Origin of the sequence: Paenibacillus sp. FSL R10-2788 (genome assembly GCF_038003885.1) — a bacterium.
Classification (GTDB): domain Bacteria; phylum Bacillota; class Bacilli; order Paenibacillales; family Paenibacillaceae; genus Paenibacillus_AQ; species Paenibacillus_AQ odorifer.
Map to the genome: position 1 here is coordinate 37,056 of NZ_JBBOQA010000001.1, position 25,569 is coordinate 62,624.

The window sequence follows — 25,569 nt, forward strand, 5'->3', positions numbered from 1 at the left end:
TTTTTTTTGAATTTTGGCCAATAGGCATATGCATCTGAAGCAAGTTTTTTTCAACAAAACCTTTAGGAGATTATTACATGAAGAATTCTTTTAATGATATATCTGTCCCCTTGTTACCGACGGAGCGGGTGGATGATTTACTAACGCATGACCTGCGCATTATTCAAAGTGATGAAGTATTTAGCTTTTCTATGGATGCTGTATTGCTTGCTCGTTTCGCCAGTGTTCCGCCACGTGGAAGAGTTCTAGATCTTTGTACGGGAAATGGTGTAATACCGATTTTAATGACTACCCGGACAAAAGCCTCTATAGAAGGTATTGAAATACAACCTCGTTTAGCTGATATGGCTCGTCGTAGTGTGGCTCTCAATGGCCTTCAGGATCAGGTTGTAATTCATGAAGGTGATTTACGCGAGTTATATACTACCGCAGGACATGGTGTGTATGATGCAATAACGGTGAACCCTCCTTATATGCCGCTTAATGGCAGTGATCTGAAGCTGAACAACCATCAGGCTATGGCTCGTCATGAGATAGGCTGTACTCTGGAGGAGGTTATTCAGGCTTGTGTGCGATTGGTTCGGACGGGCGGAAAGGTAAGTATGGTTCATAAACCACAACGGTTGGTTGATATTATCAGTCTTATGAGACAATATAGACTCGAGCCAAAGATTATTCGGTTTGTACATCCACGTGCCCATCTAGAGGCTAATATGGTATTAATCGAAGCTGCACGTGATGGAAAGCCTGAGGTTCGTTTACAACCACCGCTCATCGTATATAATGAGGACAATCAATACTGTCCAGAGATTATGGACATCTACTATGGTGCTAAAGAGGGTAAATCATGACGATATCATGCCAAAGCAGTTTTCAAAACAAGACCAATACCAGTACTCAGGAGACAACAGGGTCGCTTTTTCTGGTGGCTACACCTATCGGTAATCTGGAGGATATGACCTATCGTGCAGTCCGCACTTTACAGGAATGTGATATTATTGCCGCGGAAGATACGAGACAGACCCGGAAATTACTCAGCCACTTTGAGATTTCACCTTCGATGTTGTTTAGTTATCATGAGCATAATAAGGCCGCCAGTGGACCTGAGCTTGTACGCTATATAATAGAAGGAAAAAATTTGGCACTCGTCAGCGATGCCGGTTTACCAGCGATTTCTGACCCTGGAGCGGATCTTGTAGCCCTTGCTATAAGTCATGGAATTCCGGTGATTCCTATCCCTGGAGCTAACGCAGCGTTGTCAGCTTTGATCGCTTCTGGTCTATCTACGAATACGTTCACTTTTATCGGCTTTCTTCCCCGAGAGCGTAAGGACATCCGAGCAGTATTAAGTCCACTTCGTTCGGCTCAAGGAACTTTGTTGTTCTACGAATCTCCCCATCGCGTAGTTAAGACACTTGCTCATCTTCAAGAAGCATTCGGCAATCGCCAGATTGTGTTGGCACGTGAATTAACGAAAAGATATGAGGAGTTTCTACGCGGTTCAATTGAGGAATGTACACTTTGGCTTACTGAACATCCTCCGCTAGGCGAATATGTTATTGTCGTAGAAGGGGAGAGCAAGGAAGATGCAGAAATCGCAGAATCGGCGTGGTGGCGTCAGTTAAGCATTGAAGATCATGTAGCTCATTACGAAGCACAGGATGTACCACGGAAAGAGGCTATGAAAAAAGCGGCATCAGACCGGGGTGTAGCCAAACGGGATATTTATAATGCGTTGCTTGATAGAGCAGAAGAGTAAGTGTTGTAGACGAATTCTTAGAATAAATAAGGATTGTCGGAAACGGCCTGCCCGAGCTTGAGTGATTTATCTGTGGGTTAAATGTACTTTGTACAGTTATTTTTGAATTTTTTTATGTATTTGTTCGTTTAGTTGTACTTCATACAGTTATAAAGGTGGAAAGGATTGATTTCTCGGAGATATAGGAAATATAAGTGTACAAAATACAATTAATTCGTTTAATGGTAAAAAGCATTTAAAATAACTGTAAGAAATACAACTAAGTATTACTAGTTCCCTCTTGAAGCACATTGCCCTTAGGGAGGGGATAACCAGGAGGGCAAACCCAGACATAAAAAATACCTCCCGCGGTCACGGGAGGTCAAGGAGATATGAAAAGGTTAGAATTAACAATTTGATTAGTTCTATTATATACTATTTAATTTAGTTTGTCACAGGGGTAGGGATGGAAGAAATGCATTCATGACAAACTATTTTTCCTTTAAAGTAAGTTACGTTCTCAGCGTTGCCACAGAAAATGCAGGCAGGCTCATACTTTTTAAGCATAATCCGTTCGCCATCAACGTAAATTTCCAGTGCGTCCTTTTCGCCAATGCCAAGTGTACGGCGTAATTCAATAGGAATAACAACCCGTCCAAGTTCGTCTACTTTTCTTACAATTCCTGTTGATTTCATCATAACAATCGTTACTCCTCTCAATGTTCCAAAAACGTCATTATTCGACATTGTTCACTGTTTTATGATACTTATAATACCAACGATTCCCAAATCAGTCAACCTTTTTTCATAGGCTGAATAAGAAAATTTCCATAAGAACTTTGAATGTCCCTATAAAAATTAAGAATTGCCCTGAAAGCATTTTGTCGATTTACCAAGACCAAAAATGATACTTTTCGACAAAGTACGACATAATTACTTATTATATACTGATATTAGTTAAAATCATATTAAATTATTAGAAGGAGTTGATCTCATGAAGCAGCCGCTCACGGAAGAAAAGGTTTTCAAGGATCCCGTTCATAATTATATTCATGTACAGGATACGATTATTTGGCGACTAATTAATACAAAAGAATTTCAGCGTTTACGCCGGATTCGCCAGTTAGGTACCTCATATCTCACTTTTCATGGTGCAGAGCATAGTCGTTTTTCTCATTCTTTAGGAGTATATGAAATTACACGAAGAATCATTTCGCAATTTGAGCGCAGCGGATATAAGGATTGGATTCCTGAAGAAAGTTTGCTTACTTTGTGTGCGGCTTTGCTGCATGATTTAGGGCATGGCCCATTTTCACATTCTATAGAAGAAGCTTTTGAAATGAACCATGAGGATTGGACCTGCCGGATTATTTTGGAGGACACGGAGATTACCGAAATATTGCGTGATGTGGAGGAGGATTTTCCTCGTAAAGTAGCTTCAGTTATCTCTAAGACTTATGAGCATGAAATTGTTGTCAATTTGGTTTCCAGTCCGCTGGATGCTGATCGTATGGATTATTTGCTGCGTGATGCGTACTATACAGGTGTAAACTATGGAACCATCGACATTGATCGGATTTTGAGAATGCTTCGTCCTTATAATGGGCGGATTGTAGTAAAAGAATCAGGTATGCATGCCATTGAAGATTATTTAATGTCACGTTATCAAATGTACTGGCAGGTATATTTTCATCCGGTGACGCGCAGCTCTGAAATTATTTTGCGTCAAATCTTCCGTAGAGCTAAAGAATTGTTTCAAGAGGGGTACAAATTTCGCTTTATGATCGCTCCGCTGGAAGATCTCTTTCGAGGAGAAGTAACAGTGAAGCAATATTTAATGCTTGATGAGGCACTGGTACAGACTGCTTTTATGCAATGGACACTTGAAGAAGATGAGTTATTAAGCGACTTGTGTACCCGTTTTATTCATCGTAAACTGTATAAATATGTAGAGATTGAGAATTTGGATACAGATATGATTACGGAAATCTGCAGCAGTTTTGCGGGAGTGGGACTTAACCCAGAATATGACCTAGAGATTGATTATCCGACAGATTTGCCTTATGATGTGTTCCATCCAGGAGCAGCCTTCGACAATAATCAAATTTTACTGCTTGATCGGAATGAGCAATTGCGGGAAATTTCAGAGGTATCGGATATTGTGCGCTCAATAAGCGGAATTCATCGTGGCAGATATCATCTATATTTCCCACAGGATAAGCTGAAAAAAGCCCTTACACGCTTGCCCTCTTCTGTAGCAGAGATTTTTGCAAAATAATACAAATATTTATGGAACTATTGATAAAAACAACAAGGAGTGAGCTTTAAAATGTATCTGTTCGACACACATACACATCTAGATGCGCCTCAATTCGACGAGGATCGCGAGGAAGTTATTGCTCGTGCAGTAGAGGCCGGAGTTAGCAAGATGATCAATATTGGATTTAATCGGGAAACGATCCCTTCAACGATGAAGCTGGCTGAATCTTATGATTATATTTATGCAGCGGTGGGCTGGCATCCACAGGATGCGATTGATATGAAAGAGGGAGACCTCGATTGGATCGCCTCTCTTTGCAGCCATGAAAAAGTGGTGGCCATCGGAGAGATTGGATTGGATTATTATTGGGATACCTCTCCCAAGGATGTGCAGCAGGAGGTCTTCCGCAAACAAATCGGACTAGCCCGTGAACTAAAAATGCCAATCTGTATACATGACCGTGATGCTCATGAAGATGTTGTACGGATTTTACGGGAGGAAAAAGCAAATGAAATTGGTGGCGTGATGCATTCGTTCTCAGGCAGCTGGGAAACAGCAAAAATGTGTCTAGACCTTGGATTTCATTTGTCATTTGGAGGACCGATAACGTTCAAAAATGCCAGAGTGCCTAAAGAGGTGCTTGCACAGACGCCATTGGACCGATTATTGATCGAAACAGACGCTCCATATTTGACTCCACACCCCTTCCGTGGCAAGCGAAATGAGAGTGCTCATGTGAAGTTAGTAGCAGAGGCTGCGGCTGAAATTAAAGGGTTAACATGGGAAGAATTGGCTAAAATTACGTATGCGAACGCACTGGAACGATTTGGGATTGTCTGAAAACAGGAGTAAAACGGGTGAAAAATAGAGAATAGCCGATATATTAAACTTTTTTAATATAAAAACGGCTGATTATTACAATATTTTAACCATATATTTGCTTAAACGTGGTTGAATCGTCCTTTACAACATGCATCAAAACAGGATATCATCTTTTCAGTGATGTGAGCTGTTGTTATTGTGACAGCCATTGATTCATGGATCGTCTCGCTGAGTCTCCGTATGGAGAACGGGGGAACCAATATTGAACTGCCGCATGCCTGTATCTTGAATACGACTAGGAATTGCCGCAGAACAATATTTGATTTCTTCACGTGGTCTTTGGGGTGAATTTAAGGGCAACCGCCGTGAGCGGGTGACCTGAAATAGGGCGTCTCTCTTTCGTCCGAACCCGACAGCTAACCCCGTAAGCGCAAGTAAGAGAGGCAACCTCGTGCACAAACATTCCCGCGTATTCTGACATCGGAGAAGCCACGAAAGAGTCCTCAAGAGAACTCTTTTTAGGCTTCTTTATTTTTGAATAAACTGAATGTTGCCCGCATACTGTTATATAACAGGTGTGGGAGTAGCTGTGCCGAGCAGGCGATCCATGAGCAGGAGACGCTAAGTTAATACGTGCGTATCCTGTGACAATCTCAAATAGTTTCGTCAAAGAAATTCAGTCCTCATGATATACAAATTGACGACGAGGCTATGTAAGGAGGATGGAGAGAATGGGCTTATTCCAACCAGAGGTATCCCATGATTCGCAGTCATCCAGCAGGTCTTTCGCATTACGGTGGGAGCAAGTAAATACTCGCGTACTTTTACTTGCAGGTGTGATTTCAATCGCAATCGCGCTGTTAATTCTGCTGTACGTACACGGTCAAAGTAACAAACAATTTGTTTTAGTAATAGACGGGCAAACACAGACACTTGAAACGCGAGAAGCACTTCTTGGTGATGTGTTGGAGAAAGAGCAAATTTCGCTGCAGCCGCATGATGAATTATCTTTAGGTCTGAGTGATGAAATAAAAGACGGTGACCGTGTCGTTATCAATCGTGCGCAGAAATTTAGCCTTACTGCGGACGGAGCAACAAAAACGTTATATACGACCGAAGACACTATCGGTCAGGCGATTGACAAACTGGGTATCAACCTAGAAGGCTATGATAAGATTTTTCCTTCGTTAGACACCACCATCTCTGCTGACATGGAGATTAAGATCGTTCGTATCAACAAGCAAACGGTACAGCGAACAACTAACTTACCTTTCCGTGTTATTAAGACAGCAGATCCCTCCCTTACTGTGGGAACAGTTAGAGTGGCACAGGCAGGCAAACCAGGCGTCATGGTTCAGCATATTGAAAAGATCTATCAAGACGGAGAACTGGCCTCTATGCGCATGATCGGCAAGGAAGTACAAACGGTAACAAAAGATAAGATCATTGCCGTTGGTACTAAAGCACTTCCTAAGCCTACTGTAGTTGCTAAAGCTACAACAACTTCCAAATCAAGCACTACCTCCAAAACGACTAAAGTTAGCGCTAAGACTAAGAACGTCACAAGCAAGGCTGGCGTAGACTTTGAGTACAAGAAGATGATTAAGAACGTCTCCATGACAGCTTATTCGTCAGAAGAGCCAGGAATAGGTACTAAAACTGCCTCCGGAACACGCGTAACGGAAGGTCGTACAATTGCAGTAGATCCGAATGTAATTCCTATTGGCTGGTGGGTTTATATCGATGGGCTTGGATTCCGCCGTGCAGAGGATACGGGCGGTGCCATTAAAGGCAATAAAGTGGATGTCTATTATGATTCCCTGAGCCATGCTCGTAATTTCGGCCGTAAATCACGTACCGTATATGTGATTGGACCTGTGAAACCAGAGCTTAACTAGAACTGAAGCTTTTGCAAAAAATCCTTTGATAAGCTATAGTGATGATAACCGTTAAGGAACGCTGGATGATCATTTCGTTGATCGCAGAGCAACCGCTCATCACTTATACATTCTTTAACCAAAAGAAGAGGAGCGAATCCTCTTCTTTTTGCTTTTTTTGGAAGGAGTCAAGAAATATGATTAAGGAATTAATCGTCGTTGAAGGCAAAAGCGATACCGTAGCCATTAAGCGTGCTGTGGAAGCAGATACGATTGAGACAGGCGGCTCTGCTGTAAACCGGACTGTAATTGCGAAGATTGCGCTAGCTATGGAACGCAGAGGGGTTATTATTCTTACGGACCCGGACCATGCCGGGGAGCGAATTCGTAAAATCGTTTCAGCGAAGGTGCCGGGCTGCAAGCATGCTTTTATTCCGGAGAAGGACGCAACTCGAAAAGGGGATATCGGTGTAGAGAATGCATCGCCAGAGGCGATTCGTCATGCGCTGCGTAATGTACATACCTCTTTTGAAGGAGCACCTGCTTTGATTGGTATTGATGACCTTATGGCCGCTGGAATGCTTGTACACCCTCGGGCTGCTGAAAGACGTATGGCGCTTGGTAATTTGCTTGGAATCGGATATTGTAACGGCAAACAGCTGTACAAGCGGCTGGCGATGTTTGGGATTACGCGGGAGGAATTTGCCGGGGCTCTCGCCCAAATTGATCAGGGAGGCATTACTTCATGAGTGGTAGAGAGGAAATTTCGACTCCAAAACGGACCAAAGAGATTATTCAACGTTATGGATTCAAGTTCAAGAAAAGCCTGGGACAGAATTTTTTGATTGATCAAAATATTTTGGACAAGATTGTAGACGCTGCTGGACTAGATAGCGATTCTGGGGCGCTGGAGATCGGGCCGGGAATTGGAGCGCTGACGGAGCGTCTGGCACTAACAGCCGGTGCTGTAACTGCCGTAGAGATAGACCGTAGACTGATTCCAATATTAAAAGACGTACTTTCCCCTTATCCCCATGTTAAGGTTCGTAACGATGATGTCCTCAATGTGAACTTGCAGGAAATGTTCAAGGAAGATTTCACCACTGTGAACAAGGTCAGTGTGGTTGCTAACCTGCCTTATTATGTGACTACTCCGATTCTGATGAAGCTGCTTGAAGAGAAGCTTCCCCTTGATAACATCGTTGTAATGATTCAGAAGGAGGTTGCGGAGCGTATGGCTGCATCTCCAGGTGGAAAGGAATACGGAAGTCTTAGCATTGCCGTGCAGTACTACAGCGAGCCTGAGCTCGTCTGTATCGTGCCGCGTACGGTATTCATCCCTCAACCTAATGTGGAGTCTGCTGTTATCCGTCTGAAGGTTAGAGAGCATCCTCCGGTAAAGGTGGAGAGTGAGAAGCATTTCTTTGAAGTGGTTCACGCTTCTTTCACACAGCGCCGCAAGACGATTGCTAACAATCTGAAGGCTCGTTACTTCCCTGAACAAGGACGTGAGCAGCTGGAGGCTTTACTCGCAGAAGCGGGTATTGAACCGACCCGTCGCGGAGAAACACTCAGTCTTGAAGAATACGCCCGCTTAAGCGGTGTTTTGCTAGCCGCTGGAATTGAATAAGCAATAAGAAACGGTTGTTGTCTTAAAGGACGACAACCGTTTCTCGTAGAAATATAAGGATGTTATTCTGGTGGAGCATTATACATTCTTATATTTAAAAATATGGCGAGTTATGAACCAACTGAGGCCTTTGCCCATACGATGGGGTAGAGGTGGTGGTTGTAATGAATTTAGGAGACTTGGTCGTTCGCAAATCTTATGGCGGTGATTTAACATTTCGTGTAGATAATATCGTGCAGGATAGAGCCGTCATTAAAGGCACAGATTTCCGCCTGTTGGCGGATTCTCCCCTGGATGACCTGGTTCAAGTGCCTCCTACCCGAATAACGGAACGGGGACAGCAAGCACAAATCAAAGCGAAGGAATCACTGACACAGCTGCGGAAGGACCGTCAGGAGCAAAGTCAGCGGAGCGGGGGAACCCTAACAGAGGGGACATGGGCTCCACCGTCCAAGGAAGCTCCTTATTTTGAAGTGCCGGGTAAAGTACTGCATCTGGATGGCGATCCGGCATATTTGAATAAGAGCCTTAGCTTATACGAGCAGCTGCGGATTCCCGCTGAAGGGCATCATGTTCATGAATCTGCAATGGCTGATACGTTATACCGGCTGTTGCCCCGTGTACGCCCAGACATTGTAGTGATCACTGGTCATGATGGGGTACTGAAGCAACAGCATACTTACGATCTATATAGTCTGAATAGCTACAAAAATTCGCAAAACTTTATAGCTGCTATTAGGGTAGCTAGGGAGTATGAGCGGAATTTTGATGCGTTGACTATTGTTGCCGGTGCTTGCCAATCTCATTTCGAGGCATTACTTGGAGCTGGGGCTAATTTTGCCAGTTCACCTGGTCGAATTTTGATCCATGCTCTGGATCCCGTTTATGTAGCAGCAAAATCATCCTTTACTTCCATCAGGGATACTGTAAATCTTAGTGATGTTCTGAATAATACCATCAGCGGTAATCAGGGTATTGGTGGTGTTGAGACCCGTGGCAGCTTCCGTATCGGAATGCCGCGGCTGCAGAATCTGTCGGCGCTAAAAGTGACACCATCAGCCATTTAAGCGGCAGAGATAGGTCTATGGTTTCAGGAATATAGGTAATTTGAATGGGCTGAATAGAATATCCGAAAGAAAGGGTGAGCGCTGAGCTTAACCCTTTCTTTTTTTCTTTGTGATGCCTATATTACAGATAACAAGGATATTAGTCCGGCGCTGATTTCTCGCAAAAAAATTCCGTTGACAACGAAATATGCATCAACTATAATTAATTATTTATTTGCTTTGACATTGTCCTGAAAAAGTTGTATAATGGACAAGAAAAGAGGTGGTCGTCAGGTAATGGCTAATAACGCGCTGTTGGAAATCAAACGCAGTCTTGAAGCTCACGTCGGTCATAAGATCACATTGCGTGCAAACGGAGGTCGTCGTAAAACCGTTGAACGCACAGGTGTCCTGGAAGAAACGTACCCTTCTGTATTTATTGTCAAACTGGATCAGGAGCAGCAAACTTTTAAGCGAGTCTCCTATAGCTATGCCGATATACTTACTGAATCTGTGGAAATCACAGTTTGTGAAGACGATGGGCAGATGCGGATTATGTATATTAAAGCTTAATGTTTCACGAACAGTCTCCTTTGGAGGCTGTTTTTTGTTTGCGTTTTTTGGGACAAATATTTGGTGCATGATCCGTGTTCTAAGCAAGCATACTAATTGGGCAACGGGTTAATCATTTATTTTCATAAGGGAGGAATTCCGTAATGAGCCGCAGAAAACGAGGCATGATGTCGGAGGAACTGAAGACAGAGTTAGCCAAGGAGCTGGGTTTTTATGAAACCGTAGAACGTGAGGGCTGGGGTGGAATTACAACTCAAGACGCTGGCAACATGGTGAAAAAAGCGATACAGCTTGCTGAACAGGCCGCGCGGAAATCTTAAATTTTAGGCTATAAAGTGAATATTACTGAAAAAGGGTGCGTCTAAAAGGCGACACCCTTTTATTATTGGACTTCATTAGAAGTTTCTCATATAATATGTTAAGTTGTTTTTACGGGAAAAGCTGAAGGTGGGTGAACGCCTTGAAAATGTATGAAAAGGCACCAGCTAAAATTAATTTGATGCTGGATGTGCTGCACAAACGTGCTGACGGTTTTCATGAGGTGGAAATGATTATGACCATGGTAGATTTAGCAGACCGCTTAGAGCTGTCTGAGCTGCCAAGGGATACTATTATAATATCAAGTCAGGCTGGTTATATTCCCCTGGACGAGAAAAATTTAGCTTTCCAGGCGGCAAGGCTTATTAAAGACCGTTATAACGTGAAGAGTGGGGTACATATCCATCTGGATAAAAGAATTCCGGTTGCGGCTGGCCTAGCTGGCGGCAGCAGTGATGCCGCAGCTACGCTACGCGGTCTAAACCGTCTGTGGCGTCTCGGTATTCCTGCGCAGGAGCTACAGGAGCTTGGCGCTGAGCTGGGTTCAGATGTGCCTTTCTGCGTCACAGGCGGCACAGCCTTAGCTACAGGACGAGGCGAAAAGCTTACGCCAATCAACAACCCGCCACAATGTTGGGTTGTGTTGGCGAAACCACCGATCAATGTATCGACTGCAGAAGTGTATGGACGCGTTCGGAGCAATAATATAGCTGTGCATCCTTCTGCTCGAAAGATGCAGCAAGCGATTGAAGCAGGAGACTTTGGGGGCGTATGCAACCATCTAGGCAACGTGCTTGAAGATGTTACCCTAAGGCTGCATCCAGAGGTTCAGCAGCTCAAGGAAGCGATGATAAAGCTCGGAGCAGATGGGGTGTTGATGTCAGGCAGCGGACCTACCGTATTCGGTTTAGTGTCCAAGCAGTCTAAAGTAGCAAGGATTTACAACGGACTGCGAGGGTTCTGCAAGGAAGTCTACGCTGTGAGATCACTGAATTAGTCTGCTTCTCTTGTATAAACCCGTACAAAAGTGATATATTTTTCTAAAATATTCGGTTTTGGCGAGGAGCATTCCGTGAAGAAATTAAAAAGAAGCCAACGTTTGGTAGACATGACTCAGTTTTTACTTGAGCGGCCGCATGAACTACTGCCGCTGTCTATATTTGCCGATCGCTATGGAGCGGCTAAGTCCTCCATCAGTGAAGATTTGGCAATCATAAAAGAAGTATTTGAAGGTGAAGGCATCGGAGAGCTGCAGACTTTAGCTGGTGCAGCGGGTGGAGTTCGTTATATCCCAGTTATGCCTAAAGATATGGCGCTAACCTTTGTGCAGCGCTTATGTGTGCAGCTAGAGCAGACTGACCGGATATTGCCTGGCGGTTATTTGTATATGTCGGATCTACTTGGGTTGCCGTCTTTGATGGAACAGGCGGGTAAGATCATCGCAACGGCCTTTTACGGATCGGAAATCGATGTGGTGATGACCGTTGAAACGAAAGGCATTCCACTAGCCTATGCAACAGCAGCACAGCTAGGCTTGCCGGTAGTGCTTGTGCGACGTGACCATCAGGTTACAGAGGGATCAGCAGTAAGTATTAATTACGTATCAGGATCTCATAAAAGCATACACACAATGTCTCTCTCCAGACGGGCACTCAAGGAGAAATCGCGAGTACTTATCGTAGATGACTTCATGAAGGCGGGAGGGACTGTACGTGGTATGGTCGATCTGCTCGGTGAATTTAATGCCGAGGTTGCTGGGGTAGGCGTTTTAGTGGAATCAGGCGCTGTAGAGACGGAAGAGCGTCTGTTGCACGATTACGTGTCCTTGGTAAAACTAAGTGAAGTAGACTCCAAAGAGCGGAGAATTTCGGCGCATCCGGGCAACTACTTTTCCTCTTGATTAGCCATTCTCTTACATTTTCAAAAAGCGTGGAAATTGTCGAAAACGTAAGGAATATTAAGAAAACTACTCGATGTATGTCGAAAACAACATATCCCAAAAAATATATTTCTTTTTTAGGTATTTTATGGAATGAAAAAGAAGGAATTCGCTTTGCTGTGTGGAATTATACACCAAGTCTCTGATGGAAAAAGGTGGTGAACACACACATGCAAATTACGGATGTCAGACTCCGCCGCGTTAACTCTGAGGGGAGAATGAAAGCAATCGCATCCATTACCATCGATAACGAGTTTGTTGTTCATGACATTCGCGTCATCGATGGCAATAATGGGATGTTTGTTGCAATGCCCAGCAAGCGTACACCGGACGGCGAATTCCGCGATATCGCGCACCCGATCTCTTCGGGAACACGCGAGAAGATTCAATCCGCGGTTCTGGCCGAGTACGATCGCGCCGCTACGGAAGAAGAAGAAGTTATTGAAGAGGGAGCTTAGGCTTCCTCGGAAGACTGCTACCTTTTGGGTGGCGTAGGATCCGCCGTTTTTGATAAGATCACACCGACATACACTTCATGAATTAGCAGCCTGATCTTGCAAGAAAAGCTATTGCTGGTGAAGGATTTGACGACATCTTCGAAAGGCAGCGATAAATGCTTTTCTAACTTGGGGTTTATAGAAAAGAGAACCATGACTTCATGGTTCTCTTTTCTTTTTGCCCGGAATGAGATATATTCAGTAGTGAGTTCAAGAGTAGGAGGTTGGCATTCTTGAAAAGAATGGCTGTAGTACTTGCCGCAGGTCAAGGCAAGCGAATGAAATCTAAATTATATAAGGTGCTGCACCCCGTTTGCGGTAAGCCGATGGTAGGGCACGTGCTTGATACAGTAAAAGCGACCGGATGCCAGCGCACCGTTGTTGTTGTTGGGCATGGCGCAGAGAAAGTTAAGGCCTATGTAGGTGATGGAGCGGAATACGTGCTGCAGGAAACTCAGCTCGGCACTGGCCATGCTGTCAAACAAGCAAAGGATTTACTTGCTGGCGAAGAAGGAACAACTATAGTTATTTGTGGAGACACACCACTCGTAACCACGGAGACCCTGGAAGGACTCATGGCGCTTCATGAACAGCGTAATGCGGCTGCAACCGTATTGACAGCAGTTATGGAAAAGCCTACAGGCTACGGAAGAATTATTCGTGGTGAAGATGGCGGCGTTCTGAAGATTGTAGAGCAGAAGGATTGCACTACTGAAGAAGATGCGGTTCAGGAAATCAATACAGGCACTTATTGTTTTGATAATGCTAAATTATTTGCTGCACTCGAAAAGGTAACGAACAGTAATAACCAGCAGGAGTATTATTTGACTGATGTGATTGGGATTCTTCGTTCACAAGGGGATACCGTACTAGGATATCAGACCCATGACGCAGCTGAGTCTATCGGCGTTAATGATCGTTTAGCTTTGTCTGAAGCGGAAGCCTTTATGCGTCAACGTATTAATCGTAAACACATGCTCGGTGGTGTAACCATCATTGATCCAGCCTCCACTTATATCGGAGCAGATGTAGTTATCGGATCAGATACAACGCTTTATCCAGGAACCATCCTGAAAGGGAAGACTGTAATCGGGGACAATTGTGTGATCGGACCGGCTAGTGAAATCGAAGACTGTCAGATTATGGATGATGCGACGATTAAGCAGTCCGTATTGAATCAAGCTCAAGTCGGCGCACGGACAACCGTTGGGCCTTTTGCCTATTTGCGTCCAGGCTCTGTGCTTGGAGAAGAAGTTAAGGTTGGAGATTTCGTCGAGATCAAGAATGCTACTATTGGTGACGGTTCAAAAGTGTCACATCTTAGTTATGTCGGCGACGCATCTGTAGGTAAGAATGTAAACGTCGGGTGCGGTGCGATTACCGTTAACTACGACGGGTATAATAAATTCAAGACAACAATCGCAGACGATGCCTTTATTGGCAGTAATGTTAATCTTATTGCTCCAGTCACTGTGGGCAAAGGGGCTTTTGTTGTAGCAGGTTCGACAATTACACGTTCCGTTTCCGAGAACGATCTGGCTGTAGCTAGAGTAAGACAAGAGAACAAACCGGGATATGCAGAGAAGATCCGTTCCCGTGCTAAAGCGAAGAAAGACCACTCGAGTCCATCGTAAAGCGTTGCTAAGAAGCGCCGGACGGACTTATATTTCCGCGCCGGCGCCTTTGGAAAGCTAAATTCCGTCACGGAGGGTTTATATTTTATGACTTATTGTGATTCCAAGTTAAAGATTTTCACCTGTAACTCCAATCCTAAGCTAGCTAGTCAAATTGCTGATTACATCGGGATTCCGATGGGTGAATCACACACCACAAGTTTCAGCGATGGAGAAATTCAGGTCAAGCTGTCAGAAAGCGTTCGGGGATGTCATGTTTATATTGTTCAATCCACTTGTGGCCCTGTAAATGATAACCTGATGGAGCTTTTGGTTATGGTAGATGCGCTTAAACGTGCCTCTGCAAAAAGCATCAACGTGGTTATCCCTTACTACGGATATGCCCGTCAAGATCGTAAAGCCCGTTCCCGTGACCCCATTACCGCTAAGCTGGTAGCCAATCTAATTGAAAAGGCTGGCGCTCACCGTGTAATTACGATGGATCTTCATGCCATGCAGATTCAAGGATTCTTCGATATTCCAGTGGATCATTTGCTTGGTGTACCGATTCTGGCTCAGTATTTCCGTTCCAAACAAATCGAGAACCCAGTTGTCGTATCGCCGGATCATGGCGGTGTAGTACGTGCAAGAAAGCTTGCTGATTTCCTAAACGCTCCGCTGGCTATTATAGACAAGCGTCGTCCAGAACCTAACGTCAGCGAAGTTATGAACATCATCGGTAATATCGAAGGCAAAACAGCCATCCTGATTGATGATATCATCGATACCGCTGGAACTATCGTACTTGGTGCTAATGCTTTGATGGAAGGCGGCGTGAAGGAAGTATACGCATGCTGTACACACCCAGTATTGTCTGGTCCTGCACACGAGCGTCTGGAGAATTCTCCAATCAAAGAAATTATCGTGACGGATACCATTCCAATTCGCAGCGCGAATCCAACCTCTAAGCTCAAGGTGTTGTCCGTGGCTCCACTTATGGGTGAGGCAATTATCCGCGTTCATGAAGAGTTGTCGATTAGTAAATTGTTCGAGATTGAATAAATATAACGAATGAATAGTACAAAAGGGTTACACCTCCGTTCTCGGAGATGTAACCCTTATCGGCGTGCTACAGGTAGAACTACTGGATTCAATATCCGGGGCGGGAGACAAAGGTGAATAAACTGCGGTTATAGAGTGTCCCTTGTAGCTCCACGAAAGCTTCGTCTACCGCTGTTAATACACCGATATCAATATGCACGTCGCCCTTATATATTTCCACGGGTACAGCATATTGGATGTGGTACTGAAAATGGCGTTGATGTGTCAATAATTCGCCTTTGTGCGGCATGGGTTATCACCTGTCTTCGGAGTATAATTTCGCTCTGGTTGCACAGAGATATGTAGATTAGATCTATTGTACCAAAAACGGACTCCTCTTGCCGGAGAGCCCGAATGGAAAGGAAAGGTTCGATAATGAAATGGATTGTCGGATTGGGAAATCCCGGAACACAGTACGCGAAAACAAGGCATAATGTTGGCTTTATGGCTTTGGATGAGCTTGCCGCCCAGAACGGAATTGCCTTCAACCAGAGCAAATGTAAATCCGTCATCGGTGAAGGGGTCATTGGTGGCGTCAAAACCGTATTGATTAAGCCCATGACCTTTATGAACTTGTCCGGTGAGGCCGTTCGCGCTTATATGGATTATTACAAAGTTCAACTTGAAGATATGATCGTCGTTTATGATGATTTGGATACAGAAATCGGAAAAATCCGTTTGCGTTATCAAGGAAGCGCTGGTGGACATAATGGAATTAAATCCATCATCCAGCATGTAGGAACACAGAATTTCAATCGGGTACGAATGGGTATTTCTCGTCCTGAGCCAGGTTTTGCTATTGTCGATTATGTACTTTCTACTTTTCCTAAGAAGGAAAGCGATCCGCTTAAGCAAATGATCCTTAATACTTGTGATGCACTGGAATACAGCTTACAGCATTCATTCGAGCAGACGATGGCTAAGTTCAATGGTTAATCTGTAAACCCTGTTGTTTTTAAGGCTAAAGATGAAGCTGCCCGGACATACTGAAGGTATATAGTACCTTCAGGAGGCATATAGATGGCAATAAACTATGTTTGTAGGCACTGTAAGACATCTCTAGGCAGTATTAATAGAAGTGATGTTACAGAAATGCAGTTGGGCCTTCATTCCTTGACCCCTGCGGAGCGCAGAGATATAATAGCGTATAATTCAGAAGGTGAAATCACGGTAAAGGTTACTTGCGACTATTGCAAGGAGGCTTTAGAGAACAATCCGGAGCTTAGCCTGCTGACAAGTCCGCTTCAGTAAGGTGGAAGCGCCTGTCTCTATCGTCATCCGCAAGCCTTGGCGTTACAGCTGAGGCTTCTTTTCGATTCCAATCATAATAGGTGACGGTGGCTACGCCACCGTTAGCCTGTTTAGTAAGAGAGGTGCGCCTGTTGTTACAAGGTCTTATAGAAGCTTTTTCCAAGGATCCCGATTTCCAGTCTATCACCCATGGTGTTGCTGCAGGTATGAAAGAGCAGCTCATTTCGGGGCTTACAGGTTCTGCTAGACAGATTATGCTTGCAGCATTACATGAAGAGACAACTCGTCCCTTACTTGTAGTGACTCATAATATGTTTTCGGCCCAGAAGATGGCCGATGATTTGCAGGAAGCGCTTTCTCCTGACCGGGTTCTGCTCTATCCCGCCAATGAACTAGTGGCTGCAGAAGCGGCTGTATCAAGCCCAGAGACACTGGCTCAGCGTATAGATGTGCTGACCAAATGTGCTCAGGGCTTCCGTGGTATTGTTGTAGTTCCTTACTCAGGAGTGCGTAGATTGCTGCCAGCCCCAGAGGTTATGGCAGAGGCACAAGTCACCGTTTCCCAAGATGGAACGCTTGCTCTGGATGAATTTTTGATGTCCATGATTGAAATGGGCTATGAAAGAGTAGAGCGGGTTGAAAATCGTGGTGAACTGAGCGTACGGGGTGGAATAATTGATTTTTATCCAATGACATCTCCTTTGGCTTATCGGGTTGAGTTATTTGACGATGAGGTTGATTCCATAAGAACTTTTGATCCAGTGGATCAGCGTTCTATTGATAAGGTACGTAGTGTGAAGATTACACCGGCTAAAGAGATTATAGCTAGTAGATTGCGCCAGGAATCTGCTTCTGCTGAAGCCTCAGCTATGATGGAGCGACAGTTGGAGAAGATGGCGGATCGCCAGGCGAAGCTCAGGTTGCGGGAAGAAATTGGCCGTGAGCTGGAAATGCTGCGGGAAGGTACTTATTTCCCGGAGATCTATAAATATATCAGTCTTTTATATCCTGAACGCTCTCATTTATTTGATTACATGGCCCAGGATACCATTCTTATTCTAGATGAGCCGACAAGACTGCTCGAAACGGCGAGACAGCTTGAACGGGATGAATCGGAATGGAACCTGCATTTGCTGCAAAACGGCAAATCTTTACCGGATCTAGATCTCTCTGTCGATACGGATGTTGTTATGTATCAGCGCCCGTTCCAAAGTCTGTTTATGTCAATCTTTTTACGTCAGGTTCCGCATATTCAGCCTCAGAACATTCTTGGATTTATCAGTCGTGGAATGCAGGATTTCCATGGCCAGATGAATGTGCTGAAATCGGAGATGGAGCGTTGGCAGAAGTCCGGTGTTAAGGTAATGATGCTTGCGAGCAGTGAGGAACGGATTGAACGAGTGCGCAGAGTTCTTTATGATTACGGCATTAACGAGCCGATGATTGTACAAGGAAATCTGGGTTCTGGTTTTGAGCTGCCCTCTATTCATCTAGCAGTTATAACTGAGGGGGAAATGTTCTCTCAGAAGCAGCGGAAGGCACGGAAGATTTCCAAAGGAATAGATAATGCTGAACGGATCAAGAGTTACACAGAGCTGAAAATCGGTGATTATGTCGTTCACCAGAACCATGGTATCGGAAAATATATGGGAATCGGCACGCTTGAGGTCAGCGGTATTCACCGTGATTACATGCATATTCTGTATGCTGGCGGCGATAAGCTCTCAGTTCCGATTGAGCAGATTGACCTGATTCAGAAATATGTCGGTTCCGAAGATAAAGAGCCGAAAGTATATAAGCTAGGCGGCAATGAATGGACACGAGTCACCAATAAGGTTCGTTCCTCCGTTCAGAATATTGCTGATGATTTGATAAAACTATATGCTGAGCGCCAAAGTGCCGCAGGATATGGTTTTGAAAAGGATACACAGGAACAGCATGAATTTGAAGAAATGTTCCCTTACGAAGAGACCCGAGATCAGCTTCGGGCTATCGAAGAGATTAAGAAGGATATGGAACAAAACCGGCCAATGGACCGATTGCTTTGCGGTGATGTTGGATATGGTAAGACTGAAGTGGCTATTCGGGCGGCTTTTAAATCAGCGATTGAAGGTAAACAGGTGGCGGTGCTAGTCCCGACAACGATTTTGGCTCAACAGCATTATGAGACCTTCCGCGAACGTTTCGCTAATTACCCGCTTAATATTCAGGTCTTAAGTCGTTTCCGCAGCCGTAAAGAGCAGAACGAGACGATTAAAGGCGTTAGGGCAGGAACTGTCGACGTAGTTATCGGTACACATCGTCTGTTATCTCAGGACCTTGTATTCAAGGATCTGGGGCTATTAATTGTGGATGAAGAACAGCGTTTCGGCGTAACTCATAAAGAAAAGCTGAAAAAACTGAAAACGAATGTAGACGTTCTTACGCTGACTGCAACTCCAATTCCTCGTACGCTACATATGTCGATGCTCGGAGTGCGGGATTTGTCTGTCATTGAGACCCCGCCAGAGAACAGATTCCCTGTACAGACGTATGTAGTGGAGCATAGCCAGACCCTTACGCGGGAAGCTGTAGAGCGGGAATTAGCCCGCGGTGGTCAAGTCTATTATCTCTATAATCGTGTGCAGGGCATTCAAGAAATGGCTGCTCAAATCTCTATGCTTGTTCCTGAGGCTAGAGTTGGCATCGGACATGGTCAAATGTCGGAATCTGAGCTGGAGAAGACCATTCTCGATTTCCTTGACGGAGAATACGATGTGCTCGTCAGCACAAGTATTATTGAGACGGGCGTAGATATTCCGAACGTTAATACACTTATTGTGCATGATGCGGATAAAATGGGCTTGTCTCAGCTCTATCAGCTGCGTGGACGTGTAGGCCGGTCCAATCGGATCGCTTACGCTTATTTCACGTATCAACGGGACAAGGTTCTGACAGAGGTTGCAGAGAAACGTCTGCAGTCTATTAAGGAATTTACGGAGCTGGGCTCTGGTTTCAAAATAGCGATGCGAGATCTGTCTATTCGCGGTGCAGGCAACTTGCTGGGTGCAGAGCAGCATGGCTTTATCGCATCCGTGGGGTTTGATCTGTACTCACAAATGCTGGCGGAGGAAATTCGTAAGCGTAAGGTTACTGTGCTTGGGGAGGAAGATACATCCCTGAAAGAAGGCAATACAGTCATTGATTTGTCGATTGACGCGTATCTGCCGTCAGAGTATATTTACGACAGTATCCAAAAAATTGAAATTTATAAAAAAGTTGCGGCAGTAACCTCCTTCGATGATGCTTCCGAGCTTGAAGATGAGCTCTTGGATCGGTTCGGTGAGTTACCTGAAGCCGTGGTGAATCTACTATCGGTTGCTCGTTTGAAAGTGTATGGAAAAATGTATGGCATTGATTCCATGATTAGACGCGGAGATGATGTTACCTTGAATTTCTATGAGGGAAGTCTCGGCGCTTTAGACACAGCGAAACTCGCCAAAGTTGGAAATAGCTTCGAAAGACGTGTACAATTTGATAGGGATGCGAAAGCCAGTATCCGGGTCAAATCGAAAGATTTAAGTGATAAACAGCTGCTTGACTTGCTTGAACAGTTTCTTAAGGAAGCTAAACAGTCTTTTAAATCGAAGGGAGAACTACACAATGTCGTTAAATAAAACAAAATCATGGAAAGTGCTGCTCGTTTCATTGGCAGCGGCAGTTTCCTTTTCTATGCTAGCAGCATGTGGAAATAGTGCTGATGATAATCAAGCTGTAGCCACTTATAAAGGTGGAACGATTACACAAAAGGAATTTGCAATGGATCAAAAAATCATGAAATTCCTATCTCCACAACAAGCGCAATATTTAGAGATTGATGCGTTTAAGGAGTCCATTCTGAAGCAAGAAGTGGGCTTTGAATATTTGGCTTCCCAAGCAACGGATGAAGCGAAAAAGCAAGCGGAGAAAGAAGCCGATACTCAAATTGCAAGCATTAAGGAACAATTGGGCGATACCTATAAGAAGACACTGAAAGATGCTGACGTTACAGAGAAAGATATTCGTACTTATATGGAGCGTGTGCTGTCAGTTTATCAGGATATGCTGCTTAAAGTGACTGATGATCAAGTTGTCAAAGAATTCGAAGCGACTAAAGGCGACTTTACGGTTGCCACACTGCGTCATGTGCTAATTGGTCTGACAGATGCAGACAACAAAGAGCGTACCAGCGAAGAAGCGCTTAAAATAGCGAAAGAAGTTAAGGCGAAGCTGGATGGCGGTGCTGATTTCGCAGCCATCGCTAAGGAATATTCTGACGATACTGGCTCTAAAGAGGCAGGCGGAGAATATAAAGATAAAGCTGTAGGCACTTATGTGGATGAATTTAAGAAGGCTGCACAGACCTTGCCTCTAAATACCATCAGTGATCCTGTAGAAACTTCGTACGGTTACCACATCATCAAGGTGGAGTCCCGTACAGACAAGACTTTCGACCAGTTAACGGATGAGCAAAAAGAAGGCATTAAGAGCTCAATTGTATCCAAGAACCTAGAAACGTTCATGGAAAAGGATCTGGAAGGCATTATTGAGAACATCAATCTGCCAAAAAGCTCTGCTTCCGCAGATGAAACCGGAACAAATAGTGGAACAGAAGCCACTACAGCTCCAAGCGCATCCCCAAGTGCTACAGATGCCGCTGAATAAACATCGGTAAATATGGACAAGCTTACCTTAGAAAAGCCATCTTCACTTAAAGTGAAGATGGCTTTTTATTTCGCAGAAACGGTTGTAGAACTACCTTTATCTTGATGCAGATATTAATACATGTCAGCTTATGTATAAGGATCTGGGAAGAGATGAATACTATGGTCAGATATTACGATAAATCACTGGGATTATCCTTTCCCATAATGGACAGTAGTAAGACCATACTTCTTAAGAAAGCGGGGCACATGTGAAATGAAAGCTACTGGAATTGTTCGCCGTATTGATGACCTCGGACGCGTGGTTATTCCCAAAGAAATTAGACGTACTCTTCGTATTAGAGAAGGAGACCCACTGGAAATATTCGTCGATCGGGACGGTGAAGTCATTCTCAAGAAATATTCTCCGATTGGTGAGTTGGGTGACTTTGCAAAAGAGTACGCGGAGTCATTGTTCGAAGGTACTGGGCACATTACGATGATTGCTGATCGTGACACCTTCATTGCCCTTGCAGGCGGTTCCAAAAAAGATTATTTGGAGAAACAGGTGGGAGTGCTGTTGGAGAAAGTCATGGACAGCCGTAAGACTGTGTTAGAAACCAATGAAGGCAGTTATGAAATCGCTAAAGATCATCCGGATTTGGTGTCCTCATATGTAGCCTCACCGATCATTTCCGGTGGAGATCCTATTGGTTGTGTAGTGATGGTGAGCAAGGATGATTCGGCGAAGATGGCGCAAATGGAAATAAAAATGGCCGAAACGGCTGCCGCTTTCCTGGGCAAACAAATGGAGCAGTAATCTTAATTTAGACCCCGGTTTCCTTTTGGTAAGATATACAAAGGGCAAACGGGGTTTTGTCGTTTACACAAAACCGTTTCTACTTGTGGGCATACATAAGTTATAATATAGAAATTCATCCCATCAAAGTTGTAGAAGCAGGTATTATATGAAATCCAATACACAAACATCACGATTGCTGCAAGGCGCATTTATCCTTAGTGCCGCGGCCATTATCTCAAAGCTTATTGGCACACTCCAAAAAATTCCGCTGCAAAATCTAGGCGGAGATGCTGTATTTGGTATATACAACACAGTGTATCCCTTGTATACGATGCTGTTAACAGTAGCTATGCTAGGTCTGCCTGCGGCGATCTCCAAATTTGTCGCCGAAGCTTCGGCTGGGAGACGCGATGAAGAAGGCCGGCGGATTCTATTATTATCTGCGCTAATTACAGGCATCAGCGGCTTGGTTATCGGCGCCATCACCTATGTAGGTGCACCCATCATTGCCGAATGGGTAGGTAACTCACATGTAATGCCTGCCTTGCGGACAAGCGCCTGGGGTTTGGCAGTTGTCCCTGTCATGTCGGCCATACGCGGGTATTTTCAGGGGCTGCATAATATGGTTCCTACTGCCGTGTCACAGATTGTAGAGCAGTCTGTACGGGTTACAGTGATGATTGTTCTTCTTTTATATCTCACTTCGCAGGGAGCAGGAGCTGAGAGCATCGCTGCTGGCGCGCTGCTTGGTTCTGCCGGAGGGGGAGCCGCAGGGCTTGTAATTATGCTGCTGTACTTGAGACGTCCCCGCCGGAGGGTAAAACAGGAAGCTGCTGCTGAAGTAGCTGCTGCTGTCGAAAGTCAGCGTGTAAGAGCGCTGGATGCAGGACATGGACTAGGTTCCAAGCAAGGGTTTATGGGCATTAAAGCAGGTACACTGCTGGCTTATGGAATTCCCGTAATGCTAGGTGCACTGGCTATGCCTCTTATCGGTCTTGTAGATGTATTCACTGTGCCTCGACTGCTGTCGTCTGACGGAAGTGAAGTAGCTGCGATGGCCCAGTTTGGTGTGTACAATCGGGGTTTGCCACTTGTGCAGATTATAACGATGATTGCCACCTCACTGTCTGTTGTGTTCATTCCAGCTTTGGCGGAAGCGAAGTACAAGGGAGATATGAAGCTGATTGAGACCCGCTGCAGCTTGTCGCTGCGTTGGTTCTGGCTGTTAGGTCTAGCGGCCTCAGCGGGCCTTGCAGTGCTTGCTGAGCCGATTAATATGGCTCTTTACGGCGATACCGCTGGCAGCAGCACAATGACTTGGCTGGCTTTTACCGCTGTTGGCGGTACAGTCAGCATCATCTCTGCTGCGCTCCTGCAGGGCCTCGGCTACGTGCGCGCCCCGGCCCTGCACCTTTTGGCCGCCGCGCTGCTCAAGGCGGCCCTGAACCTGCTGCTGGTTCCGCAGCAGGGCATTACCGGCGCGGCCATCGCTGGCGTGGCTGCGCATTCGTTCGCAGCAGCGCTTAACGTGCTGCTGCTGTACCGCCAGGGCCATCTGCGGCTTCGCCTCGCAGATGCCCTGGCACGGCCCGCGCTGCTCACAGCGGGCCTGGCTCTTGCCGCCGCAGCTGCCAGCTGGGGCACTGGCGCCGCGGCTACGGCCGCTGGCATCGGCGGCGGACGCACCGCCAGCTTGGCGCAGAGCCTGCTCGGGGTACTCGCAGGCTGCGTTGTCTTTGCCGTAGGCGCGGTGGTGCTGCGGCTGCTCAGCGAAAGCGAGCTTCGCCAGCTTCCGGGCATCGGCCCGTCTCTGGCGGACAAGTTCAAAAAGCTGCGGTTATTTCCATAATTAACTCGCTTAAAAGGAGGAACAGATATGAGTGCAACATTAACAGTTGTTGGTCTCGGGTCAGGTAATCCCGATCGCCTGACACTAGGAATTATAAAAAAACTGAAGGCAGCATCCGTTGTCTACGTTCGTACCCAAGAGCATCCAGTCATGGCTGCTCTCACCGAGCTTGAAATCGCCACGCAATCCTTTGATGGACTGTATGAAACATTATCTTCGTTTCCTGAGGTCTATACGGCAATTACTTCAAAATTGATTGAAGAGGCTCGCTCTGCCGCAGACGGTACAGATATTGTCTATGCGGTTCCGGGGCATCCCATGGTTGCAGAGTCAGCTGTTTCACAGCTGCGTCAGCGTTGCCCGGAAGAAGGAATAGAACTGCAAATATTAGGCGGGGAGAGTTTTCTGGACGAGGCGTTTGTACGACTGGGATTTGACCCTATTGAAGGGTTCCAGTTATTAGATGCTTCAGGCATTCGCAGCGCTCAGCTTCAACCTGAATTGCATACTCTGATTGGCCAGGTTTATGACAGCTTTACAGCTTCGGAGACAAAGTTATGTCTGATGGAGCTGTATCCGCCGGAATATGAAGTGGTGGTGGGTCATGCCCTTGGCGTGGAGAACGAAGAAAGCATTGTGACTGTTCCTCTATACGAATTGGACCGGCTTGAGGGTTATGGCAATTTGTCTCTGGTCTATGTACCTGCGAATCGTGATGAGAAGCTAAGAAGTCGTACTTTCGCTCGCTTGCATGAGATTGTCGATATTTTGCGCAGTCCGGACGGTTGTCCGTGGGATCGGGAGCAGACTCATGAATCTTTACGTAAAAATCTAATCGAAGAAACCTATGAAGTGCTTGAGACGATTGATGAGGATGACCCAGACCATATGAAAGAGGAGCTGGGCGACCTTTTGCTGCAGATCATGCTGCACTCCCAAATGGAAGAGGAGCTAGGCACGTTTAACGTATTTGACGTCATAGAAGGACTGAATGATAAGCTTATCTTCCGCCATCCTCATGTATTTGGTGACAAGAATGCGAATGACGCTGAAGAAGCTCTGATCAATTGGGAGGGCATGAAGGCAGAGGAGAAGCGGCGGAAAGGCGTAAAGCCCGAGGAACTATCCGTACTCAGTGGAGTTCCGCGTGATTTGCCTGCTCTTATGAAGGCGTACAAGCTTCAGAAAAAAGCATCCAAGGTGGGCTTTGATTGGGACAACGCTACGGATTGCTTAGCTAAGGTTCGTGAAGAAATAGAAGAGCTGCAAGAAGCCATCGATACTGACGCAGCCGCGGAGGATCAAATCCTGGAGCTGGGCGATCTATTATTTGCTGTTACCAATGTTGCCCGATTTATTGGTGCAGATCCGGAAGAAGCTTTAACCCGGACCAACCGCAAATTTGTGCGTCGGTTTCAGTATATCGAGCAAAGTCTGCGAGCCAAGGGTGTGAGTGTAGAGGATAGCAGCTTGGAAGAGATGGAAGAGTTGTGGCAGGAGGCAAAGACTGAGGAACGAAAAGTATAGTGATTTTCTCAGACTATGTACGGTATACGGACCTTAAGATGAGGCAATGCTGTGAAAGTAGCATT

The 25,569-nt window shown here is 45.4% G+C and carries 24 protein-coding genes and 1 riboswitch; of the genes, 22 read left to right on the top strand and 2 right to left on the bottom strand.

The genetic code is table 11. From position 1 onward, the window contains the following. The first annotated feature begins 77 nt into the window (after positions 1–77). The gene (locus NSQ50_RS00165; protein WP_076225107.1) at positions 78–851 is read left to right on the top strand and encodes a tRNA1(Val) (adenine(37)-N6)-methyltransferase; all 774 of its coding nucleotides are present in this window, start codon (positions 78–80) and stop codon (positions 849–851) included. Beyond that, the gene (gene rsmI / locus NSQ50_RS00170) at positions 848–1,759 is read left to right on the top strand and encodes a 16S rRNA (cytidine(1402)-2'-O)-methyltransferase (RefSeq protein ID WP_076225106.1); all 912 of its coding nucleotides are present in this window, start codon (positions 848–850) and stop codon (positions 1,757–1,759) included. Before NSQ50_RS00165 ends, rsmI begins: the two co-directional genes overlap by 4 nt. Before the next feature lie 423 nt (positions 1,760–2,182). Here the strand turns inward: rsmI and NSQ50_RS00175 are convergent, their stop codons facing one another. After that, on the bottom strand, positions 2,183–2,437 hold the full coding sequence (locus tag NSQ50_RS00175) for an AbrB/MazE/SpoVT family DNA-binding domain-containing protein (protein ID WP_036678829.1): 255 nt from the start codon (positions 2,435–2,437) through the stop codon (positions 2,183–2,185). A 295-nt stretch (positions 2,438–2,732) separates the two neighbouring features. On the opposite strand from NSQ50_RS00175, the gene NSQ50_RS00180 reads away from it, so the two are divergent. The 13 genes from NSQ50_RS00180 to NSQ50_RS00240 all read left to right on the top strand — a co-directional run bounded on the left by NSQ50_RS00180 (position 2,733) and on the right by NSQ50_RS00240 (position 15,375). Next, the gene (locus NSQ50_RS00180; protein WP_076225105.1) at positions 2,733–4,016 is read left to right on the top strand and encodes an HD domain-containing protein; all 1,284 of its coding nucleotides are present in this window, start codon (positions 2,733–2,735) and stop codon (positions 4,014–4,016) included. A 51-nt stretch (positions 4,017–4,067) separates the two neighbouring features. Beyond that, a complete protein-coding gene (locus tag NSQ50_RS00185) occupies positions 4,068–4,838 on the top strand; it encodes a TatD family hydrolase (protein WP_036678823.1) in 771 nt (256 codons plus the stop codon). Between the two features lie 198 nt (positions 4,839–5,036). Continuing rightward, positions 5,037–5,266: riboswitch (cyclic di-AMP (ydaO/yuaA leader) on the top strand. 285 nt (positions 5,267–5,551) lie between these two features. Beyond that, positions 5,552–6,718 (top strand): 3D domain-containing protein, encoded by a 1,167-nt coding sequence (locus tag NSQ50_RS00190; RefSeq protein ID WP_036678820.1) that lies wholly within the window; start codon positions 5,552–5,554, stop codon positions 6,716–6,718. 176 nt (positions 6,719–6,894) lie between these two features. Then, positions 6,895–7,446: a ribonuclease M5 gene (gene rnmV / locus NSQ50_RS00195; RefSeq protein ID WP_036678817.1), complete on the top strand. Its 552-nt coding sequence runs from the start codon at positions 6,895–6,897 to the stop codon at positions 7,444–7,446. Next, complete coding sequence (rsmA, locus tag NSQ50_RS00200) at positions 7,443–8,327, top strand: 16S rRNA (adenine(1518)-N(6)/adenine(1519)-N(6))-dimethyltransferase RsmA (protein ID WP_036678815.1); 885 nt, start codon at positions 7,443–7,445, stop codon at positions 8,325–8,327. The genes rnmV and rsmA overlap by 4 nt, the downstream gene beginning before the upstream one ends. 164 nt (positions 8,328–8,491) lie before the next feature. Next, the gene (gene yabG, locus NSQ50_RS00205) at positions 8,492–9,394 is read left to right on the top strand and encodes a sporulation peptidase YabG (protein ID WP_036678813.1); all 903 of its coding nucleotides are present in this window, start codon (positions 8,492–8,494) and stop codon (positions 9,392–9,394) included. Positions 9,395–9,670: 276 nt separating this feature from the next. After that, positions 9,671–9,946, top strand: coding sequence for a biofilm formation stimulator Veg (veg, locus tag NSQ50_RS00210; RefSeq protein ID WP_019914493.1), 276 nt, complete (start codon positions 9,671–9,673; stop codon positions 9,944–9,946). A gap of 143 nt (positions 9,947–10,089) precedes the next feature. After that, entirely contained in the window at positions 10,090–10,266 is a 177-nt protein-coding gene (locus tag NSQ50_RS00215) for a small, acid-soluble spore protein, alpha/beta type (protein WP_036678812.1), read from the top strand. A gap of 140 nt (positions 10,267–10,406) precedes the next feature. Then, positions 10,407–11,261 (top strand): 4-(cytidine 5'-diphospho)-2-C-methyl-D-erythritol kinase, encoded by an 855-nt coding sequence (gene ispE, locus NSQ50_RS00220; protein WP_036678809.1) that lies wholly within the window; start codon positions 10,407–10,409, stop codon positions 11,259–11,261. Between the two features lie 75 nt (positions 11,262–11,336). After that, positions 11,337–12,164 (top strand): pur operon repressor, encoded by an 828-nt coding sequence (gene purR / locus NSQ50_RS00225; protein WP_036678807.1) that lies wholly within the window; start codon positions 11,337–11,339, stop codon positions 12,162–12,164. Positions 12,165–12,373: 209 nt separating this feature from the next. After that, on the top strand, positions 12,374–12,661 hold the full coding sequence (spoVG, locus tag NSQ50_RS00230) for a septation regulator SpoVG (protein ID WP_020425826.1): 288 nt from the start codon (positions 12,374–12,376) through the stop codon (positions 12,659–12,661). 272 nt (positions 12,662–12,933) lie between these two features. Then, positions 12,934–14,334 carry a bifunctional UDP-N-acetylglucosamine diphosphorylase/glucosamine-1-phosphate N-acetyltransferase GlmU gene (gene glmU, locus NSQ50_RS00235; RefSeq protein WP_036678799.1) on the top strand — a complete coding sequence of 467 codons (1,401 nt, stop codon included), beginning with the start codon at positions 12,934–12,936 and terminating at the stop codon, positions 14,332–14,334. An 87-nt stretch (positions 14,335–14,421) separates the two neighbouring features. Continuing rightward, positions 14,422–15,375, top strand: a complete 954-nt coding sequence (locus tag NSQ50_RS00240; protein ID WP_036678796.1) for a ribose-phosphate diphosphokinase — start codon at positions 14,422–14,424, stop codon at positions 15,373–15,375. Positions 15,376–15,463: 88 nt separating this feature from the next. Here the strand turns inward: NSQ50_RS00240 and NSQ50_RS00245 are convergent, their stop codons facing one another. Beyond that, positions 15,464–15,664 carry a hypothetical protein gene (locus NSQ50_RS00245; protein ID WP_036678792.1) on the bottom strand — a complete coding sequence of 67 codons (201 nt, stop codon included), beginning with the start codon at positions 15,662–15,664 and terminating at the stop codon, positions 15,464–15,466. 125 nt (positions 15,665–15,789) lie between these two features. On the opposite strand from NSQ50_RS00245, the gene pth reads away from it, so the two are divergent. The 7 genes from pth (at position 15,790) to mazG (ending at position 25,504) form a co-directional block, all read left to right on the top strand. Next, positions 15,790–16,350 carry an aminoacyl-tRNA hydrolase gene (gene pth, locus NSQ50_RS00250; RefSeq protein WP_036678864.1) on the top strand — a complete coding sequence of 187 codons (561 nt, stop codon included), beginning with the start codon at positions 15,790–15,792 and terminating at the stop codon, positions 16,348–16,350. Between the two features lie 84 nt (positions 16,351–16,434). Beyond that, positions 16,435–16,665 carry an anti-sigma-F factor Fin family protein gene (locus tag NSQ50_RS00255; protein ID WP_036678789.1) on the top strand — a complete coding sequence of 77 codons (231 nt, stop codon included), beginning with the start codon at positions 16,435–16,437 and terminating at the stop codon, positions 16,663–16,665. 131 nt (positions 16,666–16,796) lie between these two features. Continuing rightward, positions 16,797–20,321 (top strand): transcription-repair coupling factor, encoded by a 3,525-nt coding sequence (gene mfd, locus NSQ50_RS00260; protein WP_038568019.1) that lies wholly within the window; start codon positions 16,797–16,799, stop codon positions 20,319–20,321. After that, a complete protein-coding gene (locus tag NSQ50_RS00265) occupies positions 20,308–21,348 on the top strand; it encodes a peptidylprolyl isomerase (RefSeq protein ID WP_036678785.1) in 1,041 nt (346 codons plus the stop codon). The genes mfd and NSQ50_RS00265 overlap by 14 nt, the downstream gene beginning before the upstream one ends. 255 nt (positions 21,349–21,603) lie before the next feature. Then, complete coding sequence (gene spoVT, locus NSQ50_RS00270; RefSeq protein WP_036678783.1) at positions 21,604–22,146, top strand: stage V sporulation protein T; 543 nt, start codon at positions 21,604–21,606, stop codon at positions 22,144–22,146. 148 nt (positions 22,147–22,294) lie between these two features. Further along, a complete protein-coding gene (locus NSQ50_RS00275; protein WP_076225104.1) occupies positions 22,295–23,977 on the top strand; it encodes a putative polysaccharide biosynthesis protein in 1,683 nt (560 codons plus the stop codon). A gap of 27 nt (positions 23,978–24,004) precedes the next feature. Then, the gene (gene mazG / locus NSQ50_RS00280) at positions 24,005–25,504 is read left to right on the top strand and encodes a nucleoside triphosphate pyrophosphohydrolase (protein WP_038568022.1); all 1,500 of its coding nucleotides are present in this window, start codon (positions 24,005–24,007) and stop codon (positions 25,502–25,504) included. Positions 25,505–25,569: the final 65 nt, after the last annotated feature.

Excerpts from the sequence above, each read along its gene's own strand:
- NSQ50_RS00165 (WP_076225107.1), top strand. The coding sequence starts at position 78 with ATGAAGAATTCTTTTAATGATATATCTGTCCCCTTGTTACCGACGGAG.
- rsmI (WP_076225106.1), top strand. The coding sequence starts at position 848 with ATGACGATATCATGCCAAAGCAGTTTTCAAAACAAGACCAATACCAGT.
- NSQ50_RS00175 (WP_036678829.1), bottom strand. The coding sequence starts at position 2,437 with ATGATGAAATCAACAGGAATTGTAAGAAAAGTAGACGAACTTGGACGG.
- NSQ50_RS00180 (WP_076225105.1), top strand. The coding sequence starts at position 2,733 with ATGAAGCAGCCGCTCACGGAAGAAAAGGTTTTCAAGGATCCCGTTCAT.
- NSQ50_RS00185 (WP_036678823.1), top strand. The coding sequence starts at position 4,068 with ATGTATCTGTTCGACACACATACACATCTAGATGCGCCTCAATTCGAC.
- NSQ50_RS00190 (WP_036678820.1), top strand. The coding sequence starts at position 5,552 with ATGGGCTTATTCCAACCAGAGGTATCCCATGATTCGCAGTCATCCAGC.
- rnmV (WP_036678817.1), top strand. The coding sequence starts at position 6,895 with ATGATTAAGGAATTAATCGTCGTTGAAGGCAAAAGCGATACCGTAGCC.
- rsmA (WP_036678815.1), top strand. The coding sequence starts at position 7,443 with ATGAGTGGTAGAGAGGAAATTTCGACTCCAAAACGGACCAAAGAGATT.
- yabG (WP_036678813.1), top strand. The coding sequence starts at position 8,492 with ATGAATTTAGGAGACTTGGTCGTTCGCAAATCTTATGGCGGTGATTTA.
- veg (WP_019914493.1), top strand. The coding sequence starts at position 9,671 with ATGGCTAATAACGCGCTGTTGGAAATCAAACGCAGTCTTGAAGCTCAC.
- NSQ50_RS00215 (WP_036678812.1), top strand. The coding sequence starts at position 10,090 with ATGAGCCGCAGAAAACGAGGCATGATGTCGGAGGAACTGAAGACAGAG.
- spoVG (WP_020425826.1), top strand. The coding sequence starts at position 12,374 with ATGCAAATTACGGATGTCAGACTCCGCCGCGTTAACTCTGAGGGGAGA.
- NSQ50_RS00240 (WP_036678796.1), top strand. The coding sequence starts at position 14,422 with ATGACTTATTGTGATTCCAAGTTAAAGATTTTCACCTGTAACTCCAAT.
- NSQ50_RS00245 (WP_036678792.1), bottom strand. The coding sequence starts at position 15,664 with ATGCCGCACAAAGGCGAATTATTGACACATCAACGCCATTTTCAGTAC.
- pth (WP_036678864.1), top strand. The coding sequence starts at position 15,790 with ATGAAATGGATTGTCGGATTGGGAAATCCCGGAACACAGTACGCGAAA.
- NSQ50_RS00255 (WP_036678789.1), top strand. The coding sequence starts at position 16,435 with ATGGCAATAAACTATGTTTGTAGGCACTGTAAGACATCTCTAGGCAGT.
- NSQ50_RS00265 (WP_036678785.1), top strand. The coding sequence starts at position 20,308 with ATGTCGTTAAATAAAACAAAATCATGGAAAGTGCTGCTCGTTTCATTG.
- spoVT (WP_036678783.1), top strand. The coding sequence starts at position 21,604 with ATGAAAGCTACTGGAATTGTTCGCCGTATTGATGACCTCGGACGCGTG.
- NSQ50_RS00275 (WP_076225104.1), top strand. The coding sequence starts at position 22,295 with ATGAAATCCAATACACAAACATCACGATTGCTGCAAGGCGCATTTATC.
- mazG (WP_038568022.1), top strand. The coding sequence starts at position 24,005 with ATGAGTGCAACATTAACAGTTGTTGGTCTCGGGTCAGGTAATCCCGAT.